We start from the raw sequence: 25,904 nt of genomic DNA, 5'->3' as shown, positions 1-25,904 counted from the left end.
AAAATCCTAGCGGATCAGCGGCGGCAGGGCGTCGCCGCGCGGGTGGTCGACGGTGCGCGCCTCGAAACCGACGCGCTCGCCGATGAGGTAGAGCGGCCGGCGCTTCACCTCGGCGAAGATGCGGCCGACATATTCGCCGATCATGCCGAGCGAGACGAGCTGGATGCCCGAGAAGAACATGATCGAGACGATCAGCGACGGGAAGCCGGGAAGGTCCGTGCCGTAGATCAGCGTGCGCAGCATGAAATAGAGCGCCGACAGCGTCGCGATGCAGGCGATGATGGCGCCCGACCAGGTCGCGATCTTGAGCGGCACGGTCGAGAAGGAGGAGAGCCCGTCGAAGGCGAAGGAGAACAGCTTGCGATAGCGGAACTTCGATTGCCCGTGCTCGCGCTCGGCGACCTGGAAAGGCACGCCGATGGAGCGGAAGCCGACCCAGGCATAGAGCCCCTTGGAGAAGCGTGCCCGTTCCGGCAGCGCCCGCAGCGCATCGACCGCCTTGCGGTCGAGCAGGCGGAAATCGCCGGCGCCTTCCGGCAGGTCGGTTTCGCCGAACTGCGAGAAGATGCGGTAGAAGGCCTTGGCGAAATTGCGCTTCAGCCGGGTCTCGCTCTCGCGGTCGACGCGCTGGCCATAGACGTTGAGATAGCCCTCGCGCCACTTCTCCAGAAAGGCGGGAATGACCTCGGGCGGGTGCTGCAGATCGGCGTCCATGATGACGACCGCATCGCCATAGGCATGGTCGAGCCCGGCGGCGATGGCGATCTCCTTGCCGAAATTGCGGCTGAAGGAGACGGCGTTGATCCGCGGATCGGTAGAGTAGAGCTCGCGGATGGTCGCCAATGTCGCGTCCTGGCTGCCGTCGTCGACGAAGACGATTTCCCAGGAGGCGACCGCCTCCGTCAGCACGGCCCGCAGCCGCTCGACGAGCGGGCGCAGATTGTCGGCCTCGTTGTGGACGGGCACGACGATGGAAAGCTCCGGCCAGCGGGAGACCCGGGGCGTGCGCTGAAGCGGCGGGGACGCGATGTCCGACACGAACGACCTTTCATGACGCGTCTGTCGACGGGGTGACGCGCGACGCACAGAACCGTAAAGCTTGCCGGCCGACAAGCCCGCATCCGACGGCGTCTTGCGGCCGAAGGAGGAACACCAGCAGCGATGGCGAACGGCTTTGTTCTCTGCGCCGATGATTTCGCCCTCACCGAAGGCGTCAGCCGTTCGATCCTGGATCTCCTCGGCCGTGGCAGGCTTTCCGCCACCGGCGCGATGACCAACCGGCCACACTGGCGCAGATTGGCGCCGGAACTCGGCGCTTTTGCGGAAGCCGCCGATCTCGGCCTGCATTTCAACCTGACTTGCGCCGCCCCGCTCGGCTCGATGCCGCGGCTGGCGCCGGGCGGAGAATTCCAGGCGCTGGGCGTGGTGGCGCAGGCCGCCGCCGTATCGCCGGTCGCCCGGCGCGAGATCGCGGCCGAGTTCGGGCGCCAGCTCGATGCCTTCGAGGATGCGATGGGGTGCCCGCCTGATTTCGTCGACGGGCATCAGCATGTCCATGTCCTGCCCGGCGTGCGGCGCGCGGTGCTCGATGCGCTGGCGCGGCGCTATCCGGCGGGGTCGATCTATGTGCGCGATCCGGCCGACAGGATTTCGGCGATTCGCGAGCGTGGCGTCGCGGTGGGCAAGGCGCTGGTGATCGCCGGGCTCGCGACTGGCTTCCGCGCGGCCGCGCTGCGCCGGGAGCTTCGCGTCAATCGTGGCTTCTCGGGCGTCGCGCCTTTCGATCCGGCGCGCGATTTCATGGCCGATCTGCGCCGCTTCCTGATCGCGCCGGGGCCTGCGCATCTGGTGATGTGCCATCCCGGCTTCGTCGATGACGAGTTGGCGCGGCTCGACCCCGTCGTGGCGCCGCGGCCGGTCGAGCATGCGGCGCTCGCCGCCTTCCGGCCGCCGGCGGACATGCCCATGCGGCGTTTCCGGGAGCTTGCCGCTTAGAGCATCGGCCCGAAAACTGGACCGCGGTTTTCGGGAAAAGCCGATGCTCTAGGGCCGGCTGCCGGCCGTCGCCGCAAGCGATTTGTTTACCGGCTTAGGTCAGTGTCCTCGCGGTGGATGGGGGCGCCGTCCGTCGATGGATCGCGCCGGGTTTTAAAGGGCAGTCGCTCGATGACGGGGTTGACGCGGGCGGCCGAGGCGGCTGAGGAAACGCAGGCGCAGGGTGGGATGAAGGGCTTCGGCTCGCTGAGCCGGCAGATCGCGCTCGCGGCCGTGGTCATCGTGGCCGTGGCGATCATCTTCGTGGTCATGGCCGTGGCGCGCTACAATGACAGCCGCACCCGCTCCGATCTCGACCAGAAGGCGACCGCGCTGACGATGATGGTCGCCAATGCGGCGCCGTCGCTGATCCTGTCGCGCGACAACCTCACCCTGGGCTACATCCTCGAATCGCTGCGGCGCGACCCCGATTTCGATGCCGCCATCGTCGCCGACGATCTGGTCTCGCTCGCTTCCGCCGGACGGACCGAGGAGGCGCGCCTGTCCCTGACGCCGCGCTGGCTGACCAGCGCGGTCGGAGAGGAGCCCTGGCGCAAGCTTCTGTCGGTTCCTTCGGTCGAGATCGAGGACGATGTCAGCGTCACCAAGATCCAGCCCGTGCGCGTGGTCGACAGGCAGATCGGCTATGTCGCGGTGCGCTTCGACAAGACCAGGCTGGTCGCACGCGCGACCTGGGAGCAGTTCGTCATCATCGGCCTGGGGCTCGCCGTCCTGATCGTGCTCGGGCCGCTGCTCTGGTTCTCGCTGTCGCGCACGATGCGCCCGCTGCGGGGCATGACGAATGCCATCGTCAGCATCTCCGACGGCGATCTCGACACGCCGATCGACGCGCAGGAACGCAGCGACGAGATCGGCGCGATCGCGCGCGCGCTCGGCGTGCTGAAGATCAGGCTGGCCGAGCGCGCGGCGCTGGAAGAGAAGCAGACTCTCTCCGAGACCGAGCGAAGGGCCCGGCAGCAGAACGTCGACGGCGCGATCGCGATGTTCCGCAGCGAGGTCGGCCTCGCGCTCGAAGCCTTCAAGAGCAACGCCGATCGCATGCAGGAGGCCTCCGACGGGCTGGCGCGCGTCGCCGCCGAATCCTCCGAGCGTGCTGCGCGCGCTGCCGACAACGCGCATGGTGCCTCTGGAAACGTCGAGAGCGCGGCGCAGGCGGCCGAGGAAATGGGCGCCGCGATCCGCGAAGTCGAGTTCCAGGTTCGGCGCGTCCGCACCGAGATCGTCGAGGCGGCCTCGGCCTCGCGCAACACCGCCGGCTCGGTCGAGGCGCTGGACGAGACGGCGCGCGCCATTGGCGAAGTGGTCAATCTCATTCGCGACATCGCCGCGCAGACCAACCTGCTCGCGCTCAATGCGACCATCGAGGCGGCGCGGGCCGGCGAGGCCGGGCGCGGCTTCGCGGTGGTGGCCTCCGAGGTCAAGTCGCTCGCGGCCCAGACCGCCGATGCAACCGACCGCATCGTCTCCCAGGTCGCCGCGATTCAGGGAGCGACAGGGCAGGTCGTCGGCGCGATACAGAACATCGCTGAGCGGATGAATGCCATCGAAACCTTCGCCAACTCGGTCGCGGCCTCGATCGAGCAGCAGGCGCTCGCGACCGGCGAGATCGCCAGCGGCGTCGCCATGGCGAGCTCCTCGGCCCTGTCCGTCTCGAGCGACCTGAGCGTGCTCGCCGACAGCGTCGAGGAGACCGGCCGTTCGGCCGAGCAGGTCCGCGGCGCGGCCGGCGAGGTGGCGACGCAGGCCCAGAGGCTCGATTCGACCGTGGACCAGTTCCTGCGCAACGTCGCCGCCTGAAGCCGTCGCGGAGCGGCAAACAAAAACGGGGCCGCGAGGCCCCGTTTGCTTTTCCGGTTGCTGATCGCCGGGATCAGCCCTTGGCGGCTGCGCCATGGAGCTCGGCGACGTATTCCCAGTTCACTAGGCTTTCGAGGAAGGCCTTGAGATAGTCGGGGCGCCGGTTGCGGTAATCGATGTAGTAGGAGTGCTCCCACACGTCGACGCCGAGGATCGGCGTGCCGCCATGGACCAGCGGGTTCTCGCCGTTCGGGGTCTTGCTGATGGCGAGCTTGCCGCCCTTGACCTCGAGCCAGGCCCAGCCCGAGCCGAACTGGCCGATGCCGGCGGCGATGAAGTCTTCCTTGAACTTGTCGACCGAGCCGAAGGAGTCGACGATCGCCTTCTCCAGCGCGCCCGGGATCTTGCCGCCGCCATTCGGCTTCATCCACTTCCAGAAATGGAGGTGGTTGTAGTGCTGGCCGGCATTGTTGAAGACCGCGGCATTCTTGCCGTAGGAGCCCTTGACGATCTCCTCGAGCGACTTGCCCTCGAATTCCGTACCCTTGATCGCGTTGTTGCCGTTGTTGACATAGGCGAGGTGGTGCTTGTCGTGGTGGTACTCCAGCGTCTCCTTCGACATGAAGGGCTGAAGTGCGTCATGTGCATAGGGGAGATCGGGAAGGGTAAAGGTCATTGGGCCTCTCCTTGGGCTGTGAAATCGCTTGAATCAGAATGGCTTGCCATTCGGAGGCGGGGCCATGACAACCCTGCCGCTCCACGCGTTAGTTAAGCCGCCGCGCGCGGCTCGACAACCGCCAAACCTGCGAAAAACCCATGTCCTCTCGACAGGCGGCCACAATGGGGCCAGATTCCTCTCCTTAAGCCAGGTCGATTGGAAACTCTCTCTTATTCAATACGTTAGATATTGGCATGTTCCCGCCCGTCCACGAGCCGGGCAGGCCCAGCGTCAAGGAAGCCGAATTGATCGCGATTTTTACTCTCCTCGGCCTCGGGCTCTTCGGCGGCGGTGCCTATGCCGTCTATGATGGCTGGCCCTATCTGGTGCTGGAGCGGGGCTTCACTCAGGTCATCATCGGCTCGATCGCCATGACGGCAGGCCTCATCCTGCTGGCGTTGGCCTGGGTCCTGAAACAGCTCAAGGCGATCAGGGCGGAGCTGGCGGAAGCCGCCGAGGCGCGCGTCTCCGTTGCGGCTCCTGCGGAGGCCGCTTTTCCGGCCGTCTTGCCCATGGCGCCGGCGAATGCGCCGCCCGCCTCGTCTCCGATCGTGCCCGCCGTGCTGGGTGCGGGTGCCGCGGCCGCCGCGGCCGCCGTCGTCGCGGAGACGTCGGAAGCCAGCCCATCGTCCTCCGGCGCGGTGGAGCGGGACCTGTTCGGCACGCTGGTCGCCGACCATCTTGCTGCCGCGCCGAAAGAGGAAGAGGAAGAGCAGGATGAGGTGCCGGCGCCGGAGCGCGATGATTCCGTGCCGGACATGTTCGCGAAGGCTGCGGCGGATATCGAGCCGAGCGAGGCGGAGCATCCGATCGCCGTCGAGGATGAGAGCCACGAGCCGGCTGAGATCGTTGCGGCCCATATCCAGCCGCTGAGCGAGGACGAGGCCCTGGCGCACAGTGACGAACAGGCCGAGGCGGCGGTTGAGAAGGCGGAGATCGACGAGCTTCCGCCCGAGCATCCCGTCGCCGCCGTCACGGATCAGGCTCCCGCCGATGAGGAAGACACCGCGCGTGACGAGTTCGCGATGCTGCGGGAAAGCCTGACCACCGAACTCGGCGACCTGCGCCGGCCGGCCGGGCGTGTCGAGCCGTCCTTCGCGCTGGACGATCCCTTCGCGGAAGCCGAAACCTGGATGAAGCCCGGCGCCAAGCGCCAGGAGCCCCGTTTCGACACGGAGCAGCCTTCGGCCGAGGTTGAAGAGACTCAAAAGCCCATGCCGGTCGCGCCGATCTGGCCGCCGCGTACCGGGCCCCATGCTTTCGGTGTGTCGCCTGCGAATGAAGCCGAGCAGCCGGCGAAGCTTTCTCCCGAGCCCGTCGGGATGGATGCGGCTCCGGAAGCGCCTGTGCCCTCCGAAGAGATCGCGGAAGCGCCATCGAAGCCGGCCGATGAAGAGGTGCCTGCGGGCGAAAGCTCTCCCGCTGTCTCGTCCGAGCCGGCAGCGCCCGAACCTGCCGCCTCCGAAGAGGGTGTCGTCGGCGCCTATCAGGTCGGCGAAGCCCACTTCACCATCTATGCCGACGGTTCGATCCGCGCGCGCACGCCCGACGGTGAATACAGCTTCGCCTCGATGGACGAACTCAAGGTCTACCTCGCCAGCGAGAAGAGCCGGCTCGGCGTTTGAGCATCCGCGAGCGCCGCCGCCATTCTCGGGCTTGACCCGAGAATCTCATGACATGGCGGCTCCTTCGCCTCATCGAGCGCGAGATGCCCGGGTCAAGCCCGAGCATGACGCGGGAGGTTCTCGGGCCAGCCTTCGCCGACGGCCTTGATGGCGAAGGCATAGGCCAGCGCCGTTTCCTTCAGCGAATCGAAGCGCCCGGCCGCGCCGCCATGCCCCGCCTCCATATTGGTGTGGAGCAGGATCGGCCCGCCGCCGGTCATGGTCGCGCGCAGCCGCGCCACCCATTTCGCCGGCTCCCAATAGGTCACGCGGGGATCGGTGAGGCCGCCCATCGCCAGGATCGGCGGATAGTCCTGCGCGCTGACGTTGTCATAGGGCGAGTAGCTGCGGATCGTCTCGAAGGCTTTGACGTCCCGGATCGGATCGCCCCATTCCGGCCATTCCGGCGGCGTCAGCGGCAGGCTGTCGTCGAGGATGGTGTTGAGCACATCGACGAAGGGCACCTCCGCGACGATGCCGGCGAAAAGCGCCGGCGCCATGTTGGCGACTGCGCCCATCAGCATGCCGCCGGCGCTGCCGCCCTCGGCGACGATGCGCCCGCGACGGGTGAAGCCGGCCTCCGCCAGCGCTTCCCCCGCGGCGATGAAGTCGGTGAACGTATTGCGCTTCTTCTCGCGCTTGCCGTCGAGATACCAGCGCCAGCCCTTGTCCGTGCCGCCGCGGACATGGGCGATGGCATAGACGAAGCCGCGATCGACCAGGCTGAGCGGCCGCGTCCGGAACGAGGCGGACATCGCCGAGCCGTAGGAGCCGTAGCCGTAGAGCAGGCAGGGCGCATTGCCGTCGAGCTTCAGATCGGCACGGTGCAGGATCGAGATCGGCACCCGCTCGCCACCCTCGGCCGTCGCGAAGATGCGCCGCACCTTGTAGTCGGCCGGGTTGTGGCCCGAGGGCACCTCCTGCCGCTTCAGCAGGGTCCGCTCGCCGGTTGCGAGATCGTAGTCATAGGTTTCGGCAGGCCGCGCCATCGAGGCATAGATGAAACGCAGCGTATTCGTGTCGAACTCGTAGCCGGCATCCATGCCGAGCCCATAGGCCTCCTCGTCGAAGGCGATGCTGCTCTCGGCACCATCGGCGAAGTCGCGGATCACGATGCGCGGCAGCCCTTCCTCGCGCTCCAGCCGGATCAGCCTGCCCTCGAGGCAGACATGGTCGAGGATGAGCCGGCCCTGCCGATGGGGAACGAGATCGCGCCACCCTGCCGGATCGGGGTTGGCGAGCGGGGCCGTCACGATCTTGAAGTCTTCCGCCCCCTCGGCATTGGTCAGGATCACGAAGTCGTCGCCATGGTGCTCGACGCTGTATTGCCGGCCGGGCAGGCGCGCGGCGACAAGGCTGAGCTTCGCTTCGGGTGAAGCCAGATCGAGCAAACGGATCTCCGAGGTTTCGTGATCGCTGATCGAGATCAGCAGGAAGCGGCCGGACTGGGTCTTGTCGATGTCGACGAACATGCCCGCATCGCTCTCGTCATGCAGCAGCTCATCCGTCTCGGCCGCCGTGCCCAGACGATGCCGCAGCACCCGCGACGGGCGGTGATCGGCATCAACGGCGACATAGAAGAACGAACGGGAATCGCTCGCCCAGACGATGTCGCCCGTGGCGTCGTTGACCTGGTCGGCCAGATCCTCACCCGTTTCGAGATCGCGGACGCGGATTCCATGCAGTTCCGAGCCGGCCTCGTCCGCGCTCCAGGCAAGCAGCCGATGGTCGGGACTATGGACGGCGTCGCCGAGGTCGAAGAAGTCCTTGCCTTCGGCCAGGGCATCGGCGTCGAGCATGATCTGCTCGCGGCTCTTGCCTTTGTCTTTGCCCTTGTCCTTGCCGTGACCTTCCCGCGGGCGGCGGCAGATCAATGGATGCTCGGCTCCCTTGCGATAGCGTGAATAGTAGAGCCAGGCGCCGTCCCGCTGCGGAACGCTGGAATCGTCTTCCTTGATCCGGCCGCGCATTTCCTTGACGAGTTCGCGCTGCAGGTCGCGGGTCGAGGCCATCAATGCCTTGCAATAGACATTCTCTGCTTCGAGATAGTCGCGGATATCGGCGGGCAGCGCTTCGGGATTGCGCAGTACGTCCTTCCAGTTCGGGGCTCGCAGCCAGTCGTAATCATCGCGCAACAGCACGCCGTGGACGGTGCTTTCCTTCGTCCTGATCTCCGCTTTGGGCGGCGCCGGCAGGCGGCGGGATCGGCGCGATACGCCGCTCTGATCTCGAAGGCCGGGGGCAGGACGCATGAGCGGTTCTCCATGACGGGCGCCCGAGAGGTAGAGCCCCGCTGCTACGGTGACAAGACGCACTTCTTGTCGGTAGGTATACCTTTGCGTGCATTGGAAATCGCAGTCATTTGCGCTGCCGAATATTGGATCAAGATATTCCTGTTCGATTGAATTGTTCTCTTGCGTGAATAGCCAGTATCCATTACAGGCTGATCTCGATCGATCGGGTCGATGATTCTGTTTCCGGTAGTGCCCGCCACTATTGGCAAGGATGGCCACCAGGTGGGGCTTTCAAAGACGGGCGATCGCCAAAGTCCACGTTAAGAACGATAAGGAGCGACATAGCTATGGCCGATCACGAGGGAGCGGACTTCATCGAACTGACGGCAGACATCGTTTCTGCCTATGTCTCCAACAATTCAGTTCCTGCGTCCGACTTGCCGGCGCTGATCAGCGAAGTCCATTCGGCGCTCAGCCGCGTCATCGGCGGTGTGGCTCCGGTGCTTCCGGTCGAGGCGCCGAAGCCGGCGATCCCGGTCAAGAAGTCGATTACTGCCGATTTCCTAGTCTGCCTCGAGGACGGCAAGAAATTCAAGTCGCTGAAGCGCCATCTGCGCACGCAGTACAACATGTCGCCGGAGCAGTATCGCGAGAAGTGGGGCCTGCCGCCCGACTACCCGATGGTCGCTCCGAACTACGCCGAGGCTCGCTCGCAGCTCGCGAAGAAGATGGGCCTGGGCCAGCAGCGTCGCAAGCGTCGCTGAGACGCGGGACGAAGCAGAATTTCATCGACAGAAGCCGCCGGATTTCCGGCGGCTTTTTTCATGCCGATCGTTTCGTGCCGGTCGTTTCTTGCTGGTCGCTTCTTGCCGCCGTTCGCGGGGATAACCGAGCGCGCAGGCTTGCCAAGGCGGATATAAGAATATAATCCTATTCCCCGGATCTCGCGCCATCACTCGCGCAATCGCAGAATGGGAACATAGCATGAACAATATCAAGGCCGGCCCTGACATGATCTTGCAGGAGGCTGCCGGCGCCAGACTGGCCGAGGCCACCGTCGCGGCTGCGGCGAAGATCGCTCCCGGGAAGCTCAGGGCCTTCAATCGCGGCCGGCGGCCGGTTGCCCGGGCGCGCCAGCGGGCGATGTATCTGGCCCATGTCGCCTTCGGGCTGAGCCTCACCCGCGTCGGCGCCTGTTTCGGGCGGGACCGCACCACCGTGCGCCATGCCTGCGCCTTGGTGGAGGACAGCCGCGACGATCCGGGGACGGAATTCGGCCTGAACGCACTCGAAGCGGCCCTCCTTGCCGCCAGTGCCAGCCTGTCGGCCCATCCGAGGGAGATTCTGTGATGACGAACGAGATCGACCGGCGTGATCGCGAGCGGCTCCTGCGCCATCTGCGCGAGCCGAATGCCTATGGCATCGTCTCCCCGCTCGGCTGCGGCCGGATCGCGCTCTATCGCGAGCGGAACGGCGCGAGCCTTGGCGCAGGCTATGTCGCGGCGGAAGCGGCGGCGGCGCTCATGGCCGAGGGGCTGATCGCCTGGGCGGGCGAGGGCAGGGGCGCCCGCCTTACGCTGAAGGAGGCGTCTTCCGGGCAAGGCGTTCCGGTCGCCCCGCCATTCGATGCGCCGCAGGCGCCGGCGGTCCGGATCGATGAGTGCGAAAGCCCCTTGCTCTGGCTGAGGCGGCGGCTCGGCAAGGACGGCAAGCCGCAGATCAGCGACGAGGAATTCGCCGCCGGCGAGCGCTTCCGGGCCGACTTCACGCGCGCGCAGATGCTGCCGCGCACGACCATGAACTGGGATGCGGCGCTGACCCCGGATGAACGTAGCCCCGGCCCGCGCGATCCCGCCGGCGCGTCCGATGTGGCCATCGCGGCCCGCCAGCGCGTCCGGCATGCCTGCGAGCGGCTGGGGCCGGCGCTGTCCGGCCTCGCCATCGACGTCTGCGGCTTCCTGAAGGGGCTCGATCTGGTCGAGCGCGAACGGCACTGGCCGGCACGCTCGGCCAAGGTCGTGCTGCGCGTCGCGCTTGCGACGCTGGCCTCGCATTACGGCATGGATCGCGGCGGCAAGCCGTCCGGTCTTACCGCCTGGCAGGCGCCGGATGCCCGGCCGGGCATCCCGCCCGCGGCCGGGCGCTGAGGCGTTTCACATTGCCGTGGTGCGGGCGTCGCTCTTGATGCGCTCGATCATGGCGCGCACGCCGTTTGAGCGCTGCGGCGTGAGATGCGCGGCGAGGCCAAGCTTCTCGTAGATCGCGAAGGCGTCGGTCGCGAGGATCTCCTCCGCCTTCCGGCCCGAGAAGATGGCGAGCGCCAGCGCGACGAGACCGCGCACGATATGGGCGTCGCTGTCGCCGCGGAAGAACAGGCGCGTCTGCGGGCCGGGCCCGCCTTCGCGATGCAGGTCGAGCCAGACCTGGCTGGCGCAGCCGCGCACCTTGTTGGTGTCGTTATGCGCGCCCTCGGGCAGCGGCTCGAGGCTCTTGCCGAGCTCGATCAGGTAGCGGTAGCGGTCGTCCCATTCGTCGAGCAGCTCGAAATTGGCGACGATCTCGTCGAGAGTGGTGGTCATGTCCTGCCTTGCCGACCTCCGATCCATCCGGAGCCGGCGCGCTCTCTTCCCGCGCCTTGCGGGCTTTCGTCAAGCATTCAACGCGGGGCGGAGCGGCCGGTTGCAGCCGATGCCGCGGCGTTGATGATACGCCCACGCGTCTCCGGATCGAGTCCCGCCAGGATCTGGGCCGCCTCGCGGGCCGCGGTGAGGCTGCCGGCCGCCACGCGCGGCTCGGCCTGGACCGCGCTCACGACCTGCCGCACGGCCTGGGGCAGCTCCACCTCGGCCGGCTTGCCGCCATGGACCGGGGAGTTGATCGCGATCAGGCCGATGATCGCGACCTTGCGCAGGAAGTAAGCCATCTCGATCTCCGTTGCGGTTCTTGCGACCGCGACGCTGACCCTAGCCGGGGATCCGGAAAAATCGCGTCATTCCAAACGCTCAAATGCGAGTCGAATGCGGATGGCGATCTTCAGGTTCCGTTCACCCTGCTTTGAACCTTCATGCCGCATGAGAAAGCCGCCGAAACAAGCGTAACTATCTGCCGAATTTACATAAACTTGAAATTGGCCGCCTGTGGGGCGTCTTGTCGGGCGATCGCCTTAAGCCCCGCTTAAACCCGCCATGGCGAGATAGCGGCAAGCGGGCATGTCGGTCCGCACGAGTTAGGCGTTGCGTTTCGGATGGTGATGGCAGCACTCAGGACACAGGCGGCAGCACTGGTGCATGCATCGGCGCGGTCGGACACCTGCGAGAGGGGGCGCCACGAGCGCTTCATCCTGTCGCGGCTGCTCGTCGGCGCCGGTGCCCTTGGTCTTGCGCCTGCCTATCTCGCCTGGCGCGGAACGCTCGGCACCTTCGAGGCCGCGATCGTCGTGGCGGCGGCGCTGCCGCTCCTGGCCGTCTTCATCCTCTCCCGCAGCGGGCGGCTCGACGTCGCTCATGCCGTCTCGGCAGTTGCGCTGTCCCTGTTCATCGTGACGCTCGCGGCCGCGACTGGCGGCGCGCGCTCGCCGCTCCTCGCCGGGCTCGCCATCTTGCCAGTGGAGGCCGCCAGCCTCGGCGGCCGGAAATACGTTTTTCGCGCCGGGGTGGTGGCGGTGACCGCGCTGCTAGCCATGGTCGTCGCCGACCAGCTCGGCGCCTTCGCCGCTCCCGCGGCCTGGACGCAGCAGGCGATGCCGCTTCTCGTCATCGGGGCACTGGTGCAGGCGCTCGTCGTCACCGCGATCATGCTGCGCCGGCGCGATACGGAATTGCGCGAATACAAGGCCTCCGACGAGCGCGCCCGGGCGCTGCTCGACCATGTCGGCGATCTCGTGACCTGGCATGACGTGGACGGTGCCGTCGTCTTCGCCAATGCCGCGGCGCGCCAGCTCGCCGGAGCCGAGCCGCGCGAACTGATGGGCCGCGGCCTGTTCGAGCGTGTCCACATCGCCGACCGTCCGCTGTTCCTCAAGGCGCTGAGCGACGCCGCCCATGGCGATGCCGGCGTCAGCGCCTGCTTCCGCACCCTGTTCGTGCCGCGGGAGGATGGCGGGGCGGGGCGGGTGCCGGTCTCGCGCTGGCTCGAAATGCAGGCTTATCGGGTCGCGGGGTCCCAAGGCGGCAAGGGCGCGACCGTCGTCTGTGTGATGCGCGACGTCACCGCGCGCCGGGTGCTGGACGAGGAGCGCGAGCGCGGCCATGCCGAGGCCCTCAAGGCCAACGACATCAAGGGCCGCTTCCTGGCGACGGTCAGCCATGAATTGCGCACGCCGCTCAACGCCATCATCGGTTTCTCCGAGATGCTCAGCATGGACGAGACGGGGCGCCTCGATGCCGGCAAGCGCGCCGAATACGCACGGATCGTCCATGCCTCGGGCAACCATCTGCTCGATGTCGTCAACACATTGCTCGACATCTCGAAAATCGAGAGCGGCGCCATGTCGATCGAGCGCGAGCCGCTCGACCTCGGGGTGCTGGCGCAGGATTGCTGCGCGCTGATGGCGCTGCGCGCCGAAACCGGTGGCATCGCGCTCGAGCATGTTCTGGGCCCTGCGCTGCCGCAGGTCGAGGGTGACAGGCGCGCGCTCAAGCAGGTCGTCCTCAACCTCCTGTCCAACGCGGTCAAGTTCACCCCTGCGGGCGGCCGCGTCACCCTGGCCGTTATTCGCGACGGGGATGTGATCGACCTCTCCGTCTCCGACACGGGCATCGGCATCTGTGCCGCCGATCTGCCGCGATTGGGTGATCCCTTCTTCCAGGCCAAGGGCTCCTATGACCGCTCGCATGAAGGCACCGGCCTCGGGCTTTCCGTGGTGCGCGGGCTCGTCGGCCTGCATGGCGGGCGGCTGAGCATCGAGAGCGCTCCCGGCGTGGGCACGCGCGTTTCGGTGCGCCTGCCGGTCGGCGGCGCCGAGACGGTCGAGCCGCCGGCCAAGATCGTGACCTTCGCCAGGGCGCCGCGCCGTGGCATCGACACCAAAGAACCGCTTCGCCTGACTGCCTGAGAACGAGCCGAACAGATGTCCGCAACCATGGCCGCCCGCGCCCGCCCCGGCGCCTCCTTGTCCGCTCCGGTCCGGCGCGCGCAGCCGGCGCGCCGGAAATCGTCCCCGTGGTTCGCCCGCCTCATCCGGACGGCGAGCCGGCGGCCGGGCCGTGCTCTGATCCTGCTCGTTTTCGGCATCGTCTCGCTCGCCATCGTCGCCAATGCGCTGATGTTCCAGACGGCGCGTCACCCTCATCCGATCCTGTCGGCGCCGCGCCCGGTCGAGGAGGCGCGTCCCGCAGCCCGGCGTGCCGAACCCGCGCCGGCTCCCGCTGCGGCGCCTCCGACCGACATTCCTTCGCTGCTGGGCCCGGCCCTGCCGCCGTCGCGCCCCAGCGACCTGTCCCAGGCACAGCCGGCCGTGCGTGAGGCCGCGCCCCGGCCGCCTGCGGCCGTCACCAATGTCGCGCGCACGCCGGCCCCGGCTCCCGCCCCGGCGGCAGCCCCCGCGCCGCGCGCTGCTGCGGCTCCCGCTCCGCGCGATCCCATCGCCGATCTGATCAACGGCGCGGATATGCGTCCGCCGGCTGATATCCGCGGCGCCGCCACGCGTTCGGCGGCCGCGCCGCGCCGCACGGCCTCCAATTGACGCCCGGCTTCGCCAGCCCATGGCGCGCCTGACCAGCGAGTTCTGGGTTTCGGCTTGGCTGCGGCAGGCGGCGCATGACGGGCTCATCGCCGTGCTGCGGCGTCGCGGCGCGGCCGAGGCCGGTGCCATCTTCGTCAAGCTCGACCGCCTCGACGGCACCGCCGTGCTCTATGGCCCGGCGCCGCAGACGCTCGCCAGCGATGACGGTGTCCGTCGCTTCCAGCTCCTGCTCGACGCCGATCCGTTGACGGTCGAGGATCGTGTCACGCGCGAATTGCGCTTCGACGGTGACCTCTGGCTCGTCGAGATCGAGAACCGTGCGGGCGATCCGCGCCTGGAGCTGGTGAGCGACTAGCCGCGCTCCCGCTGCGGGCCGATCCGCCCCAGCACCTCGGACATGGCGGGCTGGCCTTCCGGCCGGGCGGTGCCCGTTCCGGCGCGCGAGGGCGTGCCGCTCGGGTCCATCGCCGGCTGATGCTGGCCCCGGCGCTGCGGAGCCGGTGGCGCGAGCCCGGCGATCTGCTGGACGAGGCGCCGGGCGATGACCGGCCTGATCGAACGCATCAGGGCGACGAGCGCGAAGATGCGCTCGACCGAATGCGCGGCCTCGTCGCCGAGCCGGATCAGGAAGCGCGTCGCCTCCTCGACGGTGGTGCCGCTGGCGATCAGGGCCAGCGCCGCGAGTTCGCGTGTCGCGTCGCGATCCATGGCCTCGGCGAGCGCCGGGCCGCCGCCGAAATGCCGGGCGATGGCGCCGAAGGCTCGCTTCCGGTCCTCGCTGGCAAGCGCGAGCCAGTCGGCGAGGATCGTGGCCGAAAGCGGCGAGAGCCGCTCGCCGGGATGCAGCGCCTCATGCGCGGCCAGCGAATCGAGGATGGTCAGCCGCCGCTCCGCGCCGGCGCGCAGGAAGAGCGGGGCGAGCTCGAGATTCGAGAGGTCCGGCCGGCCGAGCAATCCCGATCGATAGGCCGGGCGGCTGCGGGCGCGCGCGATCAGGATGTCGGCGGCGGCGCGGGGCAGGGGGGCTTCGGTATTGGCGATCAGAGCGAGGTCAAGCGCGTCGGAATCCCGCTCGACCAGCATCAGCGTCGCGGCGGCGGTGAGGTCGCGGCGGGCGCTCAGGGCCGACAGCATCTCGTCATCGCCCGTCTCCGCCAGCTCTTCGACCTCGGCGGGGGTGAGCGGCAGGCCGTGCCGCAGCATCTCGGCGAGGACCGTGCCGCCGCGCTCGCGCAAGGCCAGCAGGACCGGCGCGGGTGTGTGCCGCCAGCCGGAGAGCTTGCGCGCGAGGATGAGCGCCGTCGCCTCGTCGATGCTCGGAATTAGGGCCGTCGCCATCTCGGAAAAGGCCGCGAGATCGTCCTGCGGAGGGCGCGGCGCCGAGAGCAGCAGGTCGGCTCTGACACGCAGCGAGACCTGGCTGAGATCGAGCCCGCCTTCGCGCGCGAGGCGAGCGAGATCGGCGAGTTCCTTGGCGGGGGAGGTGGTCATGAGGCAGCAAATCCGATGTCGGATCGCAGATTATCCCCGATGGCTTAAGGCCACGTTAACCATGTCCGGGCCTGATGGTCTTGAGAGCTGTGACACGGGGAGCGGCCTCTGTGTCGTCCGTGGCTTTCGCGATCGTAAGCAGGCGCTGGACAAGGAGGCGCACATGGCCGACGTCATCCCCTTCGCGCTCTGGCGGCGCTGGCAGGCGCGGAGCTGCGCCTTCCCGCAGACGAGCGCCGAAATCCTGTTCTTCACCGGCGTGCGCTTCGAGCGCCCTGCCGAGCCCGGCCCACGCAAGGCCTTGCCGCGCGGCAGCCGCCCGGCGGCGGGCAAAGTGGTCGGCCGCAGGAAGGCCAGGCAGCCGGCGTGACGGATTCAGCAGACGCGACGGCGCGCCGCCGGCCGTGCGGCGGCAAGACGGCTTTCGCCGCGCTGCTCGCGCTGCTGGCCTCGGCCTGCACCGCGACGACCGGGGATCTCGGCCGGCCGCGCCCGACCGTCTGGTCGCAGCTCCTGGCGCCCGAGGCGGGTTTCCTTGCGGCGGCGGTCCGGGGCGAGGCGGCCTCGCCTTTCCGCCTGACCGATGACGAGGAGCAGATGCGCGACCGCGCCTGGCGCTTCGTCATGCCCGCCAGCCCGCACAGCATCTTCCAGGGGGAGGTGTCGAACCTCGCCCATACCCGCATCCTGCCGGTCGCGGCGCAGTCGAACGACGTCTCCGACTATTTTCACGGTCTGACATCGACCTCCTTCGCCTCGCAGAGTTCGCGCTACAACCGCATGAGCGAGGATGTGAATGCCGATCGCCTGCTGATCGGCCCGTTCCGCGCCAATGCGATGCGGGTGGTGAGCATGGACCGGGTGCGGATGCGCACGGTCGAATCCTCCCCCGATGTCGCACCCGAGAAGCAGGACCCGGCCCTGGCGCGCGTCGTCGAGAACGAGGGGCTGGTCTTCTGGGTCTGCGAGCGCCTCGATTTCCGCCTGAGGAGCTATCGTTACGCGCTGGCCAATCTCGTGGTCGAGATGCCCTCCCGCGAGGCCATCCGTGCCGAACGCGCCATCATGGCGCTGGAGGCCGAGGCCGGCCCGCTCTGCAGGATGCCGCTCAACGACGCCTTCGGCGAAGGCACGAAACGCCCCGTGGTCTACAAGGGCTGAGCGGCGGGCGGCGCATCGTCAGTTCGCCATGCCGCACTGGATGCCGGTGGCGAGCGCTTCGGCATCCGCTCGGTCGGAGGGGCGCTTGGCGAGCACGCGCGCGACGATCAGCCCCTGTGCGGTGTCGGAGACCACGCGCAGTTCGCGGCTCGTCTCGCCCTCCTCGTCATTGGCGACGCGCTCGTCATATTGCGCCTCCGTCATCACCAGGAATTCCAGCACGCCGCGGATCGCGGCCCGGTCGGTGATGGCGTAGATCACGCCGCCGCCCTGCCGGTGCAGGGTGAGCCCGAGCGGCAGCGTCCCGATATGGGCGACGACCCGCATCGGCCCGGCCGAGAGATCGTAGCCGCAGATGGCGGTCACCGCATTCGGGTCGGCCTCCTGCAAGGGCGGCAGTCCTGAGGCATTGCCGGCCGGCGGGACGATCTCGACATGGCCCTCGCTGCCGAGATTGCGATAGGCATGCGCCGCATCGCGCTGCGACAGGACCGGGATCAGGAGGATCGTGACGATGTGCACGATGGCCGCGAGCATCAGCCCGGCGAGCGTCGTCAGGGCCAGGCGCATGGCTGCGGAGCGCAGCCGCTCGGGCCAGCTCCGGGGCGCCGGTGCGGGCCGGGGAGCCTTCCCGGGCCGGGCCTCGTCCGGAAGCGGCGCGGCTGTGGGGTCGAGCGCGCTCATCGGCAGTCGATGCGCGTGATCCGGGGCAGGTTCGCCGCCCGCGTCTCGCCGGTCTGGCTCGACACCGGCGTATCGTAGAGCCGCAATCGGAGCTGGAAGCGTCCGCCCGCCGGCAGCGGCAGCCAGTTGCCGGCCTGGGCTGCCGCCGCGGCCGTGATCGACAGCCCGCCATCCTCTCCGCGCACGATTTCCGAATCGGTGAAGCTCACCCGTTCGAGCGGCAGGTGGAAGGGGCGGCCGGCACCGTCCGTGACGCCCAGCGTCCAGCCCCGCGATGTCGGGATGGTGCCGCTGACGCGATAACGGCAGCGCCCTTCGAGCGGCGCGCCGTCATCGCTGCGCTCGGCGATCAGCTCGAGCCCCTCGCCGGCGCCGATGGGCAGATGGACGCCGCGCGCCAGATAGGCCCGCATATAGGGATCGACGTCGCGGCTGCCGCTGCCGGGCCAGGCCATCCAGGAGCCGACCTCGACCTTGCCCACCACCGGCCGGCCGGCGACCGCCCAATGGGCCGAGACCAGCCCGAGACCGGCGCCCAGCCCGAGAATAGTGGCGAGATCGAGGATTCGCACGCTTGCCTTCCGCGCCTGCGTTGCATCGCAGCCCGCCGGAGTTGAGCCCCGGCGCGTCGGGTCGTCAACCGCTGGCGGTGTCTCGGTTTGAATATCGGGTTGCGCGCCCCTGGCGAACCCACAAAGCGGATTGAAACACTGCGTGGAGACCCGCGCTCATCATGGCCAAACGGGCACGCCGTCCAACCCCGCGGTTTCCGGCAGGCCGCAGATCAGGTTCGCATTCTGCACCGCCTGGCCGGCGGCACCCTTGCCGAGATTGTCGACCGCGCCCATCGCGATCACCAGGTTGCGCTCTGGATCGGCCGCATAGCTGACGAACGCCAGGTTCGAACCCGTAGCCCATTTGGTCTGCGGCGGCTTGTCGGTCACACGCACGAACGCTCGCCCGGCGTAGAAGCGCCGGGCCGCGTCCAGGCACTGCTCCGTGGTGGCGCGGCCGCGGCAGTAGATGGTGGCGAGGAGGCCGCGGGTCATCGGCACCAGATGCGGCGTGAACACCAGCCCGGCCGCGCTGCCGCCGCTCAGCCGCTCGATCGTCCTGGCCATCTCGGGCATGTGGACGTGCTTGAGCAGCCCATAGGGGATTAGGTTCTCATTGCTCTCGGCATAGCCGAACCTGCTGTCGGCGCCGCCTCGGCCGGCACCGGAGATGCCGGTCTTGGCGTCGATCATGATGTTGCCCGGCTCGATCAGCTTGTCGGCCAGCAGCGGCGCCAGCGCGGCCAGCGTCGCAGCCGGGAAGCAGCCGGGGTTGGCAATGCGGGTCTGCCCCTTGATCTCAGCCGGCCAGACGTCTGCCAGGCCATACGCCCAACCCTCGAGGTAGCGGTGGTCGCCGCCGATATCGACGATCTTCACGTCCTGGGAGACGCGCGCCAGGGCCTCGGCCGAGGTGCCCGTGGGCAATGACGCGAACAGCAGATCGAGCTTCGGCAGCGTCGCCGGGTCCCACTTCTCGATCACCAGCTCGGCCAGCTTGGATGGCACACCGGGGAAGCGGTCCACCAAACGGCTGCCGGCACTGCTTTCGCCTGCGGCGTAGACCAGCTCGAAAGACGGGTGGCTGGCGATCAGGCGCAGCGCTTCGCCGCCGCCGAAACCGCTGATCCCGACAATGCCGACGCGAATGCTCATGATGGTGTCCTTCTGGAGTTCGGGCAAAAGAAAACCCCCGGAGCCGAGGGCTGCGGGGGTTCAGGAAGGCGGGCCGAGGCCGCTTCGACGGGTGGGACCTACGATGAGGCCGTCACCACGCGGAAGAACGCTGATCGACGCGCAGCCCGAAGAGCCGCCGCTTGGGGAAAGCGGCGTCGGCGTCGATCACAAAGGTTCTGGTTCCTGAACATGCCCTGGGACACTGTCGCGAGCCCTATTCATCGTCAAGCGGAATATCCGCTTTCGACGGTGGATTAGCGGACGTTGGCACCCTCGGCTCACGGACTAAAACAGGCTCGCAAGATAAGGACGATGACGATGACCGAGGCGCTGGACGAGGGGCCGTTTTTTCACGGCACGATCGCGGATCTGCGCGTGGGTGATTTCCTCACCGCAGGATACCGGTCGAACTATCGTCCTGAGGTGGTGATGAACCACATCTACTTCACGGCCCTTGTGGACGGCGCCGGGCTTGCCGCCGAAATCGCGGCGGAACTTGCCGAAGGCGATGCCGTCCCGCGTGTTTATGTCGTAGAGCCGACCGGGACATTCGAGAACGACCCGAATGTGACCGACAAGAAATTCACCGGCAACCCCACTCGGTCGTATCGCAGCAGCGCACCGCTCAAGGTCACCGGCGAAATCACGCATTGGACCAGATTGACGCCCGAAGCGCTCCAGATGTGGAGAGAACGACTGACGGCACTGCGCTCGGACGAACGAGGCGAAATCATCAACTGATGCGTGGCGACACGCATCTCGTGCCGAGGCAGCGCCCAACTGTCAGCGCAGCCGCGTCTCCAGCCCCGAGACCTCGCGGATGCCGACCTGGACCGGGCGGCTGGCGCTGCGCGAAGGCTCGACCGTCTTGAACAGCGCCCCGACGGCGGACAGGACCTCGAAGGATTGCCGCGGCATATGGCCGGCGCCCGGCATGCCCGCGCCGAGCGGGTCCGGCGTCGTGCCGTTCGCCTTCGCGACCGTAACGGCCTTGGGGTCGACGGGGACGCCCGGAATCGGCTTCAGCTCCAGCCCCTGATGGGCGAACTGCATGATCTCCTTGAAGGTCATGGCCGGCAGCGCGCCGCCGGTCAGGTTCGCCGTCTCGGAGGAATCGTCGTTGCCGAACCAGACGGCCTCGACGAGGTTGCCGGAGAAGCCGACATACCAGGCGTCCTTGTAGCCGTTGGTCGTGCCGCTCTTGCCCGCCGTCACCACGCCGTCGAGCGCGGCGCGACGGCCGGTGCCCTCGGTCGGCACCTTGGAGAGCATGAAGTTCATGTCCTGCACGACCTGGGTCGTCAGGACCTGCTGCGGCTCGGGCTCGTCGCGGCCGTGATTGTAGATCAGCTCGCCCTGCGAGTTATGGATGTCGAGCGCCGCATAGGGCTTGGCCCGCTTGCCGCCATTGACGAAGACGGCATAGCCCGCGGCCTGGTCGATCACCGTCACCTCCGCCGCGCCGATCGGCAGCGAGACCGTGTCGGTGAGCGGCGTCGTCAGCCCCATCGCATGGCCCATCGCCACGATCTTCTTGCGGCCGATGGCGGCGGCGCGCGCCTCATGCGTCTCGCCGGTGGCGCGGCCGATCGCGATCGACATCTGCACCGGGATCGAGTTGATCGACTTCGCCAGCGCCACATAGAGCGGCATCGACCCCGAGAACGAGCCGCCGTAATTCTTCGGGCACCAGTTGCCGATGCAGACAGGCCGGTCGGTGACGATGGTGTTCGGCCGATAGAGCCCGGCCGAGAGCGCCGTCGCATAGACATAGGGCTTGAAGGAGGAGCCGGGCTGGCGCTGGCTCGCCGTGGCGCGGTTGAACTGGCTCGCGCCGTAGTCGCGCCCGCCGACGATGGCGCGCACCGCCCCGTCCGGGTCCATCACGACGGTCGCCGCCTGCTTCACGCGATAGGTCGGGCCGTGCTGGCGCAGGATCGCCTCGACCGCCTCGTCGGCCCGTTGCTGGATCGCGGAATCATGCGGTGTCTTGACGGTGAGCACCCGGTCGGAGCCGAGCTTGCCCTCCTCGGCCAACTCCTTCACCTGGTCGAAGGCCCAGTCGAGATAGTAGTCGGGGCTGGATTCGCGCTTGCGGTCGACCGGCGTCGCCGGATTGCGCTTGGCGCTGTCAACCTGGCCGGCGGTCATGAAGCCGGCATCGACCATGGCGTTGAGCACGTCATTGGCCCGTGCGCGGGCGGCGGGCAGGTTGACATGCGGCGCGTATTTCGTCGGCGCCTTGAACAGGCCGGCGAGCATCGCGGCTTCCGCCAGCGAGACGTCCTTCACCGACTTGCCGAAATAGTATTCCGCCGCCGCCGCCACGCCAAAGGTGCCGCCACCCATATAGGCGCGGTCGAGATAGAGCTTGAGGATCTCGCTCTTGCTCAGCCGGGCCTCGAGCCAGAGCGCCAGGAAGGCCTCCTTGATCTTGCGGTCGAGCGAGCGCTCGTTGGAGAGGAACAGGTTCTTGGCGAGCTGCTGCGTCAGCGACGAGCCGCCCTGCACCACGCCGGAGGCGCGCGCATTCACGGTCAGCGCCCGGAAGGTGCCGATGATGTCGATGCCGAAATGGTCGTAGAAGCGCCGGTCCTCGGTCGCGATCACGGCCTTCAGCAGATGGTCCGGCATCTCCTCCAGCTTGAGCGAGTCGTCGTGCCGGGCGCCGCGATGGCCGATCGCATTGCCATAGCGGTCGAGGAAGGTGACGGCGAGCACCTGGCTCTTCAAAGCCTCCTCATTGCCGATGCGGAAGGCGGGCAAAGCCAGTATCAGGACGAAGAGCGCGCCGACGATGCCGATGTTCAGCCCCTCGCTGGCGAATTCGGCCGCAAGGCGCCTGGGGCCGGTCACGGTCAGGCGGTCGGCCTGGCTGCGGATGCGCTCGTAGATCTCGCCGACGCGGCGGCCCGCGCCCCACAGGCCGGCATCGAGCCATGAATCGACGGCGAGCGCATAGCGCTTCAGCCGCGTCCTCCAGCCTGCCTTCCTGAACTCCATGGCCGTTCCAGGCTTCCCGAATGGCCCCCGACACAGTCCTGCCCCGCGGTCGCCGCCTTGGCAACAGGAGGGTGCCCGGTCATAGACACATAATCACGCCCCGCGCGGCGGTAAGGGCAGCATGCGCGGAATTCTTTTTTAACAGCAGGAAGCAGGCCAGCCGGCTTGTCCCGGACTGGGACAAGGACGCGCGCCGATGCGCCGCCCTTCCATCTTCGGGCGCATCGGCGCATAAGCCTGCCATGGAGCCGAAGCCCGCGACAAACGAGCCGTTCTGGCTGACCACGCCGCTCGAGGAGATGAACCGCGAGCAGTGGGAGTCGCTCTGCGACGGCTGCGGGCGCTGTTGCCTCGTCAAGCTCGAGGACGAGGATAGCGGCCGCCTCTTCGCCACCGATATCGGCTGCCGCCTTTTCGATGCGGGCACCTGCCGCTGCCGCGACTATCCGAACCGCTCTCGCGAAGTCCCCGATTGTGTCACCCTGACGCCGGAGGATGTGCGCACGCTGCCCTGGCTGCCGCCGACCTGCGCCTATCGCCTCATTGCGGAGGGCAGGGATCTGCCCTGGTGGCATCCGCTCGTCTCCGGCGACCCCGAGACGGTCGTGGCGGCCGGGATCTCGGTGCGTGGCCGGGTCTTCGCCAATGAGGACGAGGTGACGGAGGACGAGGTGACCGAGCGCATCGTCGCCTGGCCGCTGCGCTGGCCCCGGGCCGCCCGCGGCGGACGCGCGAAATGAAGCGTCGGTGCTTCCGCGCCTGCGGGCGTTTTGTTGCACCTGCTCATTGATTGTTCAGCCGCTTTTGGGCATGACCGCCCCATCCCGCCGTCCCTGCCTATGGGGCATCGATGGCACGCGCACGAAACTTTCGCATCGCCGTGGCGTTGCTGCGTCCGGCTGCAAACGAAGAGGTTGAAGTGATGGCAGGTGGGAAGTGGGTCTATACCTTCGGCGACGGCAAGGCCGAAGGTGAGGCGGGAATGAAGAACCTGCTCGGCGGCAAGGGTGCGAACCTCGCCGAGATGAGCAATCTGGGTCTGCCCGTTCCGCCCGGCTTCACCATCACCACCGAGGTCTGCACGGCCTATTACGACAACGGCAAGAGCTTCCCGGCCGAGCTCGACGGGCAGGTCAAGGCCGCGCTGGCCGGCATGGCCAAGCTCACCGGCAAGACTTTCGGCGACCCCGCCAATCCGCTCCTCGTCTCCGTCCGCTCCGGCGCGCGAGCCTCGATGCCGGGCATGATGGACACCGTCCTCAATCTCGGCCTCAACGACGAGACGGTCGAGGCCGTCGCGAAAGCCTCGGGCGACGAGCGCTTTGCCTGGGACAGCTACCGCCGCTTCATCACCATGTACTCCAACGTCGTGCTCGATATCGACCACGGCCTCTTCGAGGAGGCGCTGGAAGACTACAAGGAGCGCAAGGGCCTCCATCTCGATACCGACCTCAAGGCGGCCGACTGGAAGGTGCTGGTCGGCAAGTACAAGGAGATCGTGAAGAAGGCGCTCGGCTCCGACTTCCCGCAGGAGCCGGAGAAGCAGCTCTGGGGCGCGGTCGGCGCCGTCTTCTCCTCCTGGATGAATGCGCGTGCCATCAAGTACCGCGAGCTCAACGGCATCCCGGCGAGCTGGGGAACGGCGGTCAACGTCCAGTCGATGGTGTTCGGCAATATGGGCGACACCTCCGCGACCGGCGTCGCCTTCACCCGCAATCCCTCGACCGGCGAGAACGCGCTCTATGGCGAGTTCCTGATCAACGCCCAGGGCGAGGACGTCGTCGCCGGCATCCGCACGCCGCAGGACATCACCGAGAAGGCGCGCATCGAGGCGGGTTCCGACAAGCCTTCGATGGAGAAGGAGATGCCGGAGGCCTATGCGGAGCTCGTCCGCATCTACGGCATCCTCGAAAAGCACTACCGCGACATGCAGGACATGGAGTTCACCATCCAGGAGGGCAAGCTCTGGATGCTGCAGACCCGGTCCGGCAAGCGCACCGCCAAGGCTGCCCTCAGGATAGCGGTCGACCTCGCCAGCGAGGGGCTGATCACGCAGGCGGAGGCGGTCGGCCGTGTCGAGCCCGGCGCGCTCGACCAGCTCCTGCACCCGACCATCGACCCCAAGGCCGAGCGCCGCGTGCTGACCACCGGCCTGCCGGCCTCGCCCGGCGCCGCCGCCGGCGAGATCGTCTTCAATTCCGACGATGCCGAAGCCGCCAAGAAGGCCGGCAGAAAGGTCATCCTCGTGCGCGTCGAGACGTCGCCGGAGGACATCCACGGCATGCACGCCGCCGAAGGCATCCTGACCACGCGCGGCGGCATGACCTCGCATGCGGCGGTCGTGGCGCGCGGCATGGGCAAGCCCTGCGTCTCCGGCGCCGGCCAGATCCGCGTCGACTACGCCAAGGGCACGCTCGCGGTCGGCAACACCACGCTGAAGGCCGGCGATTTCATCACCATCGACGGCGGCAACGGCCAGGTGCTGCTCGGCGAGATCAAGATGCAGAAGCCCGAGCTTTCCGGCGAGTTCTCGACGCTGATGGGCTGGGCCGACAAGGTCCGCCGCCTCAAGGTCCGTGCCAATGCCGAAACGCCCGATGACGCGAAGACCGCGCGCGAGTTCGGCGCCGAAGGCATCGGGCTCTGCCGCACCGAGCACATGTTCTTCGACGAGAGCCGCATCCAGTCGGTGCGCGAGATGATCCTCGCCCAGGACGACAAGGGGCGCCGGGCGGCGCTTGCCAAGCTCCTGCCGATGCAGCGCCAGGACTTCGTCCAGCTCTTCACCATCATGAGCGGGCTGCCGGTGACGATCCGCCTGCTTGATCCGCCGCTGCACGAATTCCTGCCGCATGGCGAGAAGGAGATCGCCGAGGTCGCCGCGGCGCTCGGCGTCTCGTCCGATGCGCTGCGCCAGCGTGCCGCCGAACTGCATGAATTCAACCCGATGCTCGGCTTCCGCGGCTGCCGTCTTGCGGTGGCCTTCCCCGAGATCGCCGAGATGCAGGCCCGCGCCATCTTCGAGGCGGCCGTGATCGCCGCCAGGGAGACCGGCAAGCCGGTGATCCCGGAGGTGATGGTGCCGCTCGTCATGGGCAAGCCCGAGCTCGACCTCGTCAAGGCCCGCATCGACGCCATGGCCAAGGCCGTGATGGAGGAGAGCGGCACGACCATCGACTATCAGGTCGGCACCATGATCGAACTGCCGCGCGCCGCCCTGCGCGCCGCCGAGATCGCCGAGAGCGCCGAGTTCTTCTCCTTCGGCACCAACGACCTGACGCAGACGACGCTCGGCATCAGCCGCGACGACGCCTCCTCCTTCCTCGGCTCCTACACCGCCAAGGGCCTGCTCGAGGCCGATCCCTTCGTCACCATCGACCAGGACGGCGTCGGCGAACTGGTCAAGCTCGCCGCCGAGCGCGGCCGCAAGACCCGCAGCGACATCAAGCTCGGCATCTGCGGCGAGCATGGCGGCGACCCGGCCTCGATCGGCTTCTGCGAGAGCGTCGGCCTCGACTACGTCTCCTGCTCGCCCTTCCGCGTGCCGATCGCGCGGCTGGCGGCGGCGCAGGCGGCGCTGGGCGCGATCAAGCCGAAAGACGGCTGAGCCGGATCGCAGCTGCCGGGCATGGCGCCCCTGCACGGGCGCCATGCAATTTGCTGCGTCGCAGCATGATGGGCGGA

Annotated in this window: 24 protein-coding genes; 14 read left to right on the top strand and 10 right to left on the bottom strand. The window is 67.9% G+C overall.

Annotated elements, in window-relative coordinates; translation table 11 throughout:
- Positions 1-6 precede the first annotated feature (6 nt).
- Complete coding sequence (locus IED13_RS19980; RefSeq protein WP_260368185.1) at positions 7-1,038, bottom strand: glycosyltransferase family 2 protein; 1,032 nt, start codon at positions 1,036-1,038, stop codon at positions 7-9.
- 123 nt (positions 1,039-1,161) lie between these two features.
- Between IED13_RS19980 and IED13_RS19975 the strand changes: the two genes are divergently transcribed.
- Together IED13_RS19975 and IED13_RS19970 are read left to right on the top strand one after the other, a co-directional pair.
- Positions 1,162-1,995: a ChbG/HpnK family deacetylase gene (locus IED13_RS19975; protein ID WP_191125218.1), complete on the top strand. Its 834-nt coding sequence runs from the start codon at positions 1,162-1,164 to the stop codon at positions 1,993-1,995.
- 171 nt (positions 1,996-2,166) lie between these two features.
- Positions 2,167-3,852, top strand: a complete 1,686-nt coding sequence (locus IED13_RS19970) for a methyl-accepting chemotaxis protein (protein WP_191125217.1) — start codon at positions 2,167-2,169, stop codon at positions 3,850-3,852.
- A 73-nt stretch (positions 3,853-3,925) separates the two neighbouring features.
- Here the strand turns inward: IED13_RS19970 and IED13_RS19965 are convergent, their stop codons facing one another.
- Entirely contained in the window at positions 3,926-4,528 is a 603-nt protein-coding gene (locus IED13_RS19965) for a superoxide dismutase (protein ID WP_112763299.1), read from the bottom strand.
- Between the two features lie 236 nt (positions 4,529-4,764).
- Here IED13_RS19965 and IED13_RS19960 point away from each other — a divergent pair, with 236 nt between their 5' ends.
- Positions 4,765-6,195: a hypothetical protein gene (locus IED13_RS19960; RefSeq protein ID WP_191125216.1), complete on the top strand. Its 1,431-nt coding sequence runs from the start codon at positions 4,765-4,767 to the stop codon at positions 6,193-6,195.
- Positions 6,196-6,287: 92 nt separating this feature from the next.
- Here IED13_RS19960 and IED13_RS19955 read toward each other — a convergent pair whose 3' ends face one another.
- On the bottom strand, positions 6,288-8,486 hold the full coding sequence (locus IED13_RS19955) for a S9 family peptidase (protein ID WP_191125215.1): 2,199 nt from the start codon (positions 8,484-8,486) through the stop codon (positions 6,288-6,290).
- 329 nt (positions 8,487-8,815) lie between these two features.
- On the opposite strand from IED13_RS19955, the gene IED13_RS19950 reads away from it, so the two are divergent.
- The 3 genes from IED13_RS19950 (at position 8,816) to IED13_RS19940 (ending at position 10,615) form a co-directional block, all read left to right on the top strand.
- Positions 8,816-9,232 (top strand): Ros/MucR family transcriptional regulator, encoded by a 417-nt coding sequence (locus tag IED13_RS19950; protein ID WP_038361095.1) that lies wholly within the window; start codon positions 8,816-8,818, stop codon positions 9,230-9,232.
- A gap of 220 nt (positions 9,233-9,452) precedes the next feature.
- Entirely contained in the window at positions 9,453-9,818 is a 366-nt protein-coding gene (locus IED13_RS19945; RefSeq protein WP_081925283.1) for a helix-turn-helix domain-containing protein, read from the top strand.
- Positions 9,818-10,615, top strand: coding sequence for a DUF6456 domain-containing protein (locus IED13_RS19940; RefSeq protein WP_191125214.1), 798 nt, complete (start codon positions 9,818-9,820; stop codon positions 10,613-10,615). Before IED13_RS19945 ends, IED13_RS19940 begins: the two co-directional genes overlap by 1 nt.
- Before the next feature lie 6 nt (positions 10,616-10,621).
- Here the strand turns inward: IED13_RS19940 and IED13_RS19935 are convergent, their stop codons facing one another.
- Together IED13_RS19935 and IED13_RS19930 are read right to left on the bottom strand one after the other, a co-directional pair.
- On the bottom strand, positions 10,622-11,047 hold the full coding sequence (locus IED13_RS19935) for a SufE family protein (protein WP_191125213.1): 426 nt from the start codon (positions 11,045-11,047) through the stop codon (positions 10,622-10,624).
- 77 nt (positions 11,048-11,124) lie between these two features.
- Positions 11,125-11,391, bottom strand: a complete 267-nt coding sequence (locus IED13_RS19930; RefSeq protein WP_038361101.1) for a hypothetical protein — start codon at positions 11,389-11,391, stop codon at positions 11,125-11,127.
- Between the two features lie 327 nt (positions 11,392-11,718).
- On the opposite strand from IED13_RS19930, the gene IED13_RS19925 reads away from it, so the two are divergent.
- From IED13_RS19925 to IED13_RS19915, 3 genes are read left to right on the top strand one after another with little or no spacing between them, the layout of a single operon-like run.
- On the top strand, positions 11,719-13,521 hold the full coding sequence (locus tag IED13_RS19925; protein WP_191125212.1) for a sensor histidine kinase: 1,803 nt from the start codon (positions 11,719-11,721) through the stop codon (positions 13,519-13,521).
- Between the two features lie 15 nt (positions 13,522-13,536).
- Entirely contained in the window at positions 13,537-14,151 is a 615-nt protein-coding gene (locus tag IED13_RS19920; RefSeq protein WP_191125211.1) for a hypothetical protein, read from the top strand.
- A gap of 19 nt (positions 14,152-14,170) precedes the next feature.
- Positions 14,171-14,506, top strand: a complete 336-nt coding sequence (locus IED13_RS19915) for a DUF1491 family protein (protein ID WP_038361105.1) — start codon at positions 14,171-14,173, stop codon at positions 14,504-14,506.
- Here IED13_RS19915 and IED13_RS19910 read toward each other — a convergent pair.
- Complete coding sequence (locus IED13_RS19910; RefSeq protein ID WP_191125210.1) at positions 14,503-15,642, bottom strand: DUF2336 domain-containing protein; 1,140 nt, start codon at positions 15,640-15,642, stop codon at positions 14,503-14,505. The genes IED13_RS19915 and IED13_RS19910 overlap by 4 nt on opposite strands.
- A 163-nt stretch (positions 15,643-15,805) precedes the next feature.
- On the opposite strand from IED13_RS19910, the gene IED13_RS19905 reads away from it, so the two are divergent.
- On the top strand, positions 15,806-16,012 hold the full coding sequence (locus IED13_RS19905) for a hypothetical protein (RefSeq protein ID WP_191125209.1): 207 nt from the start codon (positions 15,806-15,808) through the stop codon (positions 16,010-16,012).
- Positions 16,009-16,803, top strand: coding sequence for a hypothetical protein (locus IED13_RS19900; protein WP_191125208.1), 795 nt, complete (start codon positions 16,009-16,011; stop codon positions 16,801-16,803). Before IED13_RS19905 ends, IED13_RS19900 begins: the two co-directional genes overlap by 4 nt.
- An 18-nt stretch (positions 16,804-16,821) precedes the next feature.
- Here IED13_RS19900 and IED13_RS19895 read toward each other — a convergent pair whose 3' ends face one another.
- The 3 genes from IED13_RS19895 to argC all read right to left on the bottom strand — a co-directional run bounded on the left by IED13_RS19895 (position 16,822) and on the right by argC (position 19,196).
- Positions 16,822-17,487, bottom strand: coding sequence for a DUF1254 domain-containing protein (locus tag IED13_RS19895; RefSeq protein WP_191125207.1), 666 nt, complete (start codon positions 17,485-17,487; stop codon positions 16,822-16,824).
- Positions 17,484-18,059 (bottom strand): DUF1214 domain-containing protein, encoded by a 576-nt coding sequence (locus IED13_RS19890; protein ID WP_112763311.1) that lies wholly within the window; start codon positions 18,057-18,059, stop codon positions 17,484-17,486. The genes IED13_RS19895 and IED13_RS19890 overlap by 4 nt, the downstream gene beginning before the upstream one ends.
- A 159-nt stretch (positions 18,060-18,218) precedes the next feature.
- Positions 18,219-19,196, bottom strand: a complete 978-nt coding sequence (argC, locus tag IED13_RS19885) for an N-acetyl-gamma-glutamyl-phosphate reductase (protein ID WP_191125206.1) — start codon at positions 19,194-19,196, stop codon at positions 18,219-18,221.
- A 333-nt stretch (positions 19,197-19,529) separates the two neighbouring features.
- Here argC and arr point away from each other — a divergent pair, with 333 nt between their 5' ends.
- Positions 19,530-19,958 (top strand): NAD(+)--rifampin ADP-ribosyltransferase, encoded by a 429-nt coding sequence (gene arr, locus IED13_RS19880; RefSeq protein ID WP_210323692.1) that lies wholly within the window; start codon positions 19,530-19,532, stop codon positions 19,956-19,958.
- A gap of 42 nt (positions 19,959-20,000) precedes the next feature.
- Here the strand turns inward: arr and IED13_RS19875 are convergent, their stop codons facing one another.
- Complete coding sequence (locus IED13_RS19875) at positions 20,001-22,220, bottom strand: transglycosylase domain-containing protein (RefSeq protein ID WP_191125205.1); 2,220 nt, start codon at positions 22,218-22,220, stop codon at positions 20,001-20,003.
- Positions 22,221-22,462: 242 nt separating this feature from the next.
- Between IED13_RS19875 and IED13_RS19870 the strand changes: the two genes are divergently transcribed.
- Together IED13_RS19870 and ppdK are read left to right on the top strand one after the other, a co-directional pair.
- Positions 22,463-22,960 (top strand): YcgN family cysteine cluster protein, encoded by a 498-nt coding sequence (locus tag IED13_RS19870; protein WP_142020196.1) that lies wholly within the window; start codon positions 22,463-22,465, stop codon positions 22,958-22,960.
- A 182-nt stretch (positions 22,961-23,142) separates the two neighbouring features.
- Positions 23,143-25,827 (top strand): pyruvate, phosphate dikinase, encoded by a 2,685-nt coding sequence (ppdK, locus tag IED13_RS19865; RefSeq protein ID WP_191125204.1) that lies wholly within the window; start codon positions 23,143-23,145, stop codon positions 25,825-25,827.
- Positions 25,828-25,904 lie beyond the last annotated feature (77 nt).

Origin of the sequence: Allobosea spartocytisi, from assembly GCF_014764685.1 — a bacterium.
Classification (GTDB): Bacteria; Pseudomonadota; Alphaproteobacteria; order Rhizobiales; family Beijerinckiaceae; genus Allobosea; species Allobosea spartocytisi.
This window is presented reverse-complemented; position numbering and strand designations above follow the sequence as displayed.